This window comes from Micromonospora sp. S-DT3-3-22 (genome assembly GCF_015354745.1).
Lineage (GTDB): Bacteria > Actinomycetota > Actinomycetes > Mycobacteriales > Micromonosporaceae > Micromonospora > Micromonospora wenchangensis.
On record NZ_JACGMO010000104.1, the window covers coordinates 21,569 to 28,339 of the forward strand.

The following is a 6,771-nucleotide window of genomic DNA, read 5'->3' on the forward strand; positions in this document are numbered from 1 at the left end:
GCAGACCAATCACCGACGCCCGACGACGACACGCTGTCGTGACGTCGATACCGCCCGACACCGGGCATTCCACCTGCGCAACGAGGTGTGGTCCTCCCTGTCGTCCGACATTCGCGTGTGCAAAGCTGCGGCGGGTTTTCGCGTTTTCCTCGCGACTTCGACGACATACGCAATAGGGAGGTAGCCGTGCCGTCAACTGTCGGGCAGTGGCTCGTCGTGATCCTGGCCCTGCTGGTGGGCCTGGCCGGAGGCTGGGCGCTGTGGGGCCGGCAGAAGCCGACCGCCGCCGCGCCCATCGTGGAGGGTGACCCGGTGGTCGGGCTCACCCCCGAGGAGAAGGCCGCCGCCACGATCGACGCCCCACGCCCGGCCGCCACGGTCGACACCTCCCCGGCACCCGCCGCCATCGTCGACGAGCCCACCCCGCACGTCGCGCCGGACGCCGACCACCCCACCCCGACCACCACCGGGTCGGCCGCCGCCGTCTCCGCCGGGTCCTCCGCCGCTCCTGACCTGGCGGCCCCCGCCGAGTCCTCTGTCACCTCCGAGTCCTCTGTCAGCTCCGACTCCTCTGCCGCCTCCGGGTCCGCCTCGACCTCCGGGTCCGCTCCTTCCGCCGTCGAGGACGTCGCCGTCAACGGCACGTCCAGCACGGTCGCCGCCGACCGGACCGCCCCGCTGCCGGACCTCGCGGACGAACCCACCACCCTCGATCTGACCGGCCGCGCCACCCCGGACGACGCACCCGGAAGCGGCGTCACCGGCGAGACCACCGCGCCGGTCCCCGCACCCCGGGCGACCGTCGAGGACACCCCGGACAGCGCAGCGGCCGATCTGCCGGAACCGACCCCGGTGGACCCGGGGCAGGTCACCGCGACCCCGGTCACGGCCTCGGACGTCACCCCGGTTGACGATTCGGCCCCGGTTGACGAGCCGACCCCGGCCACCGATTCGGCTCTGGCCGGTGAGTCGTCCTCGGGCGTCGCGTCGACGCCGGTTGACGAGTCGACGCCCGTTGATGTCGCCGGTTCGTCGGCCGGCGTGGCTGAGCCGCAGCCGGCCGGCGGCGCGGAGGCCGAGCCGGCCGGCGCGCCCGAGCACACCTCCCCGCGAGCAGTCGACGTGGACGACGCCCCGGTCGCCGCCGAGCCGGTGATCCCGACGCAACGCACCCCCGACGCCGACAGCGCCCCGGTCCCGGACAACGCCCCGGTTTCGGACAGTGCTCCGGTCGCGCGGGGTGCCTCCGTCGCCGAGGGCGCGGCGGCGCAGGACGAGCCGGTGGACGACTTCCGGCGTATCCAGGGGGTCGGCCCGAAGATGGCCGCCGCGCTCCAGGCCGCCGGCATCCGCAGCTACCGGCAGCTCGCCGCGCTGGACGAGACCAGCCTGCGGGAGACGATCCGCGCCGCCGGGTTGCGCGCCACCGCGAGCCTGGCCACCTGGCCGCAGCAGGCGCAGGTGTTGGCCGGTGCGGGCGCCGAGGCCGAGCGGGTGCTGCCGACGCCGACCGGCACCGACAGCCAGGACTGACTCTGAGAACCGACAGGGGCCGGTGGACACGTGCGAGGCTTGTCCACCGGCCCCTGTCGTCCTCGGGTACGCGGTGGCCCTCCGTCGGTGAATTGGGCAGCATCGCGCTGACCGTTCCGGAATACCGTTTACCCGGTCCCGGCCGCTGGGTACATGGGCGTCACCTCGAACATCACACAAGCCGGGAGGCACCCCCATGCGCGGTTCGTCGATCCTCGGAGTCATCGTCGTCATCTGGCTGGTCATCGGCGCTATCGCCGCTGGTCAGCGCGGCTATTACGGGAACGACGACACCAACTGTGCCGAGGCCGGCACGATCCTGGTGACCATCGTGGCCGGGCCGCTCAACTACATCGGCGCCAACCCGAAGATCGACTGCAAGCTCCCCGAGCCGTCGAAGTAAACGGCCTCTCCCCGGCCCGCGCCCACCCCTCGGGGCGCGGGCCGCATCATGTCCGCTCCAGATCACCCACCCGCACCTCCCGCCGCGCCCACCACCCCACACCCCCTAACCTTCCTAGGAACCCATCCCACAACCCCCTTCACCCCCACCGCCCTGTCCATCGACCGCTGTCATGCGGTGATCAAGAAGTTCTGGTCAGAAACCACGTGCTTCGGTGACGGAAACTTCTTGATCACCGGGGAAAGCCGGGTGGGGCAGCCGGGCGAGCGGGGTGGGGCGGGGTGGGCGGGGCGGGGTGGGGTGGGGGTGGGTCAGGCGCCTACGTGGATGCCGGGGCGGCGGGAGGGGTCGGGTTCGCTCTTGCGGATGATCTCGCGGACCACGGGTGGGGTGTCGCCCCGGCCGAGGATCAGGTAGCGCAGCAGGTGGGCGATCGGGTTGCCCTCGGACCACTCGAAGTGGGCGTGCGGGCGGACGCCCGTGCCGTCGCGCAACGCCAGCAGGATGGCGGCGATCGCGTTCGGCACCGCCGGGCTGCTGGCCCGCAGCACCCGGAAGCCGCCGACCTCGACCCCGTGCACCCACAACACCTGGCTGAACTCCGACGGGTCCACCACGTCGATCTCCAGGAAGAGCACGTCGGAGGCGCCCGGCACCGGGTTCATGCCCCGCTGCGCCCGCTCCTTGACCCGGTACTCCTTGAGCGCGCCGGTGTCGCGTTTGTTGGCGATCAGGTGCAGCCGGCCGTCGTGGGCCAGCGACTCGGTGACGAACCGCCGGGCCGGCTCGTCGAACTCGATCCGTTCGGTCCGCAACTCGGTGGTCCGGGTGATCCGGGAGACCAGCGACACCACCACGATGCCGGCGATGAACATGCCGGAGATGGCGAGCCCGTCGGGCTTCTCGATGACGTTCTCGGCCAGCGCGTAGAGCAGCACGGCGGTGAGCACCGCGAAGCCGGACGCGGCGAACCGGTGCCGGGCCCGGACGGTCGCGATGGTCACCGCCACCGCGCCGGAGACCATCATCGCCAGGATGCCGGTGGCGTACGCGCCGGCCTGGGCGTTGACGTCGGCCCGGAAGGCGACGGTGATGACGATGCTGATCAGGGTGTAGACCAGCACCACCGGCCGGACCGCCCGGCCCCACTCCGGTGCCATCCCGTACGACGGCAGGTAGCGCGGCACGATGTTGATCAGGCCGGCCATCGCCGACGCCCCGGCGAACCAGAGGATCAACACGCTGCTGATGTCGTAGAGCGTGCCGAACCCCTCGCCGAGCCGGGCGTGGGCCAGCCAGGCCAGCGCCCGGCCGTTCGCCGCGCCGCCCGGCTGGAACTCCCGGGGCGGGATCAGCACGGTGGTGACGAACGTGGTGGTCAGCAGGTACACCGACATGATCAGCGCGGCGGCGGTGAGCAGCCGGCGGGTGTTGCGGATCCGCGCGGCCAGCCGCTGCCCGCGGTCCTCGCCCGCCCCGCGTACCAGGGGCATCATGCTCACCCCGGTCTCGAAGCCGGACAGGCCCAGGACCAGCAGCGGGAAGGCCAGCACCGCCGGGCCGAGCAGGTCGCCCACCCCGGAACCCCCGGCGGTCAGGGCGGCCGTCCAGTTCCGCACGGTGCCCGGGTCGGCGGCGATCCCGGCCAGGCCGTCGGCCACGATCACCGCGTTGAGACCGAGGAAGACCACCACCAGGGGTACGGCCACCAGCACCGCCTCGCTGAAGCCGAGCAGGAACACCCCGCCGAGGACGAGCAGCAGCGCCACCGTCACCAGCACGGCCACCCCGTCGCCGTGCGGCGCCGACGACGGCAGGTACGGGTTCTCCAGCAGGTGCACCGTGGCGTCGGCGGCGGAGAGGGTGATCGTGATGATCCACGAGGTGGCGACGAAACCGAGCAGCACCAGTACGAAGATCTTGCCCCGCCAGAACGGCAGCAGCCGCTCCAGCATCGCCACCGACCCCTGCCCGTGCGGGCTCTCCCGGGCCACCCGCCGGTACATCGGCAGCATCCCGAGCAGGGTCAGCGCCACGATCAGCAGGGTGGCCTGCGGGGAGAGCGCCCCGGCGGCCAGCGCCGCGATGCCCGGCAGGTAGGACAGGGTCGAGAAGTAGTCGACCCCGGTCAGGCACATCACCTGCCACCAGGGGTGCCGGCGCTGGCTGCCCTCCTCGGTCTCCGGGCCGACCGGCTGCACCCGGTACGCGAACAGCCACCGGCGCAGCGCGCCACCGGGCCGGGCCGGCCGGGCGTGGCTGTTCACGCACTCCGGCAGGCCCACCGGCCCGGGTCGGGTGCGCTCACCCTGGCCGGCGTCCCGGGCCTCGCGCAGCGCCCGCCCGTGGCCCGGCGGCGGCGTGCTCCCCCGTCGTTCCCGGGTCCGCCGTCCCCGCGTCCCGTCCCGCCCGTCCGCCATCCGCCGACCGCCCTCGTGTCCCCTGTCCCCGACGGTAGGCGCTGGAGGCGGTCCGGCCGGCCGGAACCGGGGAAGCCGGGGGTCAGGCGGGACGGGGGTGGCCGGCCGGTGTGCGGCGCAGGGCCGCCAGCAGGGCGTCCGGGTCGGTCACCGTCACGGTGGCCGCCGGATGGCGCAGCCACCGGCCGGGGGCCAGCCCCGGCACCGGGGTACCGAACCGCAGGCACACCCCGGCCGTGGTGCCGGTGCCGAAGGTGACCCCCCGGTCGGCCAGGGACAGGTGCGGCCCGACGGCCCGCCACCAGCGGTACGGCCCACCGCGCTGGGCGTCGATCACGTTCGCCCGGCCGGTCCGCAGCCGCCAGCGGCCGAACCGGATCACCAGTTCCGCGTCGTCGAGCAGCACGGCGCAGGTCTGCGGTCGGAGGCCGAGCAGCGCCAACGGGACCCGGAACGTCGGGTCGAACCGGAAGGCGAACCGGTGTGCGGGCATGACCGGCGGGTACCCCGGGCGGGCCGTCCGACACCCGCCGGCCGCAGGGTCACGCCAGGGCGCGGGTCCAGTCGTCGACGTGGGCCGACAGGTGGCCGGCGACGGCCCGCCAGTAGGGGCCGTCCTCGGCGTGGATCCGGGCCCAGGGCTGGATGCCGCGCCGGGCGCCGTCGGACAGCAGGTCGTACATCGCCCGCGCCCGGGGGCCGAGGGTCGCGGCGAGCGCGGGACGTTGCGCCGCCGGCAGGTCGTACCCGTCGACCAGGGCGCGCAGCCGGCGGGCCGAGTCGGGCACCGGCCGGTCGGGGCGCATCCCGGCCATGGCCTGCGCGGCGTACGCCAGCTCCCAGCGGCGGGTGCCGGGGCCGGCGCCGTCCCAGTCGATCAGCACCCAGCCCCGGGCGGCGCGGACCAGGTTCCACGGTGCCGGGTCGTGGTGGCAGATCAGGTCCGTGCCGTCGGGGCGGATCGGCACCTGCCAGCGGGCCGGTTCGGGGGGTACGAAACCGGCGGTGGCGTGGTGCAGGTCGGCCAGCAGCCGGCCGATCGGGGACAGGTCCGCCGTGGGGTAGAGCCCCGAGGGGTGGCCCAGCTCCCCCGGCACGTACTCCAGCACCTGCCGGCCCTGCCCGTCGCGGCCCAGCGGCCGGGGCGCGCCGTCGAAGCCGACGGCGTGCAGGTGGGTCAGCAGGGCGTCGACGGCGTCGGTCCACGGGCCGACCGGCCGGCGGACGGTGTCACCGACCCGCACCACGCCGGTGGTGACGTTGCCGGGCAGCGGTTCCTCGGTCGGGCGCATCCGGTCATCCTGGCGGAACGGACGCGTCCCCGCGCCCCGGTTTCCCGGGGCGCGGGGACCCCCCGTCCCGGCTGCTACTGCAGGAACGCCCCCAGCGGTGACAGCAGCAGCCGGCCGAGCGCCGCGGCATTGTCGTCCAGCCGGGTGCGCTCGCCGTCGCGGGCCTGCGGGTCGTGCCGGCAACGCCAGATCTTCTGCGCGTTGCGCCAGGCCACGTCCCTGGTGTATTCGACCAGTTCGCCCTGGTACCAGTCGTCGATGTCGCCGTTGAGCATGTCCAGGAGCAGTTGCCACCGCTCCAGGTAGCCCCGCCGCAGCGACGGGATCTTGTCGGCGAAGATGTCGTTGATCTTCAGGTAGTCGCGGTGCTGTTCGGTGCCGTCCACCGGCTCGGACTCCAGGTGGTCGAACGTGGTCACCAGGGCGAACGGCAGGTCGAAGTTGATGTGCGCGTTCACCCCCGCCGCCGCCGACGGCAACGGCCGGGCGTCCGGGCCGCGCATCCGCTTGAACAGGCACGACCAGGCGCGCGGGGTGGTCGGGCTGGACTCGGTCCACAGCCGCATCGCGTCGAAGTAGCGGGCGGCGAACTCCACGTCCAGCCGGGACAGGAACACCGGGTCGGCGAAGTAGTCGTCGTAGAGCCCCTCCAGCACCCGGCTGGTGATGGTCAGGTAGAGCCGGTTGAAGTCGGCAAGCGGGCAGCTCTGCTCCAGCGGCGGCAGCCGGACCAGCAGGTCCTGGAGTTTGGTGAGGTGGTCGACCACCGCCGGGACGTCCTCCGGGTGGTCGGCGAGGAGATCGACGATGTCCGCGTGGACGGGCCCCCAGACCGGTTCCGTCATGTCTCCTCCACAGTGGTCGGGGCAGCGCCGCGCCCGTCGTTTCCGGTGGACAGCCTGTCAGCGCCGGCCGCAGCGGGGATCAGTAGAACGACGTATTCGTCCGCGCCGGACGTACGCTCACCCGCCCCGGTTACGCAGGTGGATGGCGCTGGCCTGGACCCTGGTCCGCACCTGGAGCTTGTCGAAGATGTGCGACACGTGCACGCCGATGGTGCGTTCGCTGATGAACAGCCGCTGACCGATCTCCCTGTTGGTCAGCCCTTCGGCCACCGCCGCGA

The 6,771-nt window shown here is 73.4% G+C and carries 7 protein-coding genes; 2 read left to right on the forward strand and 5 right to left on the reverse strand.

The window, feature by feature from the left end; genetic code table 11:
• The first annotated feature begins 186 nt into the window (after window positions 1–186).
• A complete protein-coding gene (locus tag H1A17_RS34725) occupies window positions 187–1,533 on the forward strand; it encodes a hypothetical protein (RefSeq protein WP_228544203.1) in 1,347 nt (448 codons plus the stop codon).
• Between the two features lie 196 nt (window positions 1,534–1,729).
• Complete coding sequence (locus H1A17_RS25340; protein ID WP_145919792.1) at window positions 1,730–1,936, forward strand: hypothetical protein; 207 nt, start codon at window positions 1,730–1,732, stop codon at window positions 1,934–1,936.
• A gap of 311 nt (window positions 1,937–2,247) precedes the next feature.
• Here H1A17_RS25340 and H1A17_RS25345 read toward each other — a convergent pair whose 3' ends face one another.
• The 5 genes from H1A17_RS25345 to H1A17_RS25365 all read right to left on the reverse strand — a co-directional run.
• Window positions 2,248–4,356 (reverse strand): amino acid transporter, encoded by a 2,109-nt coding sequence (locus H1A17_RS25345; RefSeq protein ID WP_228544204.1) that lies wholly within the window; start codon window positions 4,354–4,356, stop codon window positions 2,248–2,250.
• 82 nt (window positions 4,357–4,438) lie between these two features.
• On the reverse strand, window positions 4,439–4,849 hold the full coding sequence (locus H1A17_RS25350) for a hypothetical protein (RefSeq protein ID WP_194823059.1): 411 nt from the start codon (window positions 4,847–4,849) through the stop codon (window positions 4,439–4,441).
• A 49-nt stretch (window positions 4,850–4,898) separates the two neighbouring features.
• Complete coding sequence (locus H1A17_RS25355; RefSeq protein WP_194823060.1) at window positions 4,899–5,648, reverse strand: phosphotransferase; 750 nt, start codon at window positions 5,646–5,648, stop codon at window positions 4,899–4,901.
• Between the two features lie 74 nt (window positions 5,649–5,722).
• Complete coding sequence (locus H1A17_RS25360; RefSeq protein WP_145919789.1) at window positions 5,723–6,493, reverse strand: DUF5995 family protein; 771 nt, start codon at window positions 6,491–6,493, stop codon at window positions 5,723–5,725.
• 117 nt (window positions 6,494–6,610) lie between these two features.
• The coding region (locus H1A17_RS25365) for a response regulator transcription factor (protein WP_194823061.1) at window positions 6,611–6,771 on the reverse strand (161 nt) is incomplete at its 5' end.

Bases quoted from the DNA above. Each gene is read 5' to 3' on its own strand.
- H1A17_RS25340 (WP_145919792.1), top strand. From the start codon at position 1,730: ATGCGCGGTTCGTCGATCCTCGGAGTCATCGTCGTCATCTGGCTGGTC.
- H1A17_RS25345 (WP_228544204.1), bottom strand. From the start codon at position 4,356: ATGGCGGACGGGCGGGACGGGACGCGGGGACGGCGGACCCGGGAACGA.
- H1A17_RS25350 (WP_194823059.1), bottom strand. From the start codon at position 4,849: ATGCCCGCACACCGGTTCGCCTTCCGGTTCGACCCGACGTTCCGGGTC.
- H1A17_RS25355 (WP_194823060.1), bottom strand. From the start codon at position 5,648: ATGCGCCCGACCGAGGAACCGCTGCCCGGCAACGTCACCACCGGCGTG.
- H1A17_RS25360 (WP_145919789.1), bottom strand. From the start codon at position 6,493: ATGACGGAACCGGTCTGGGGGCCCGTCCACGCGGACATCGTCGATCTC.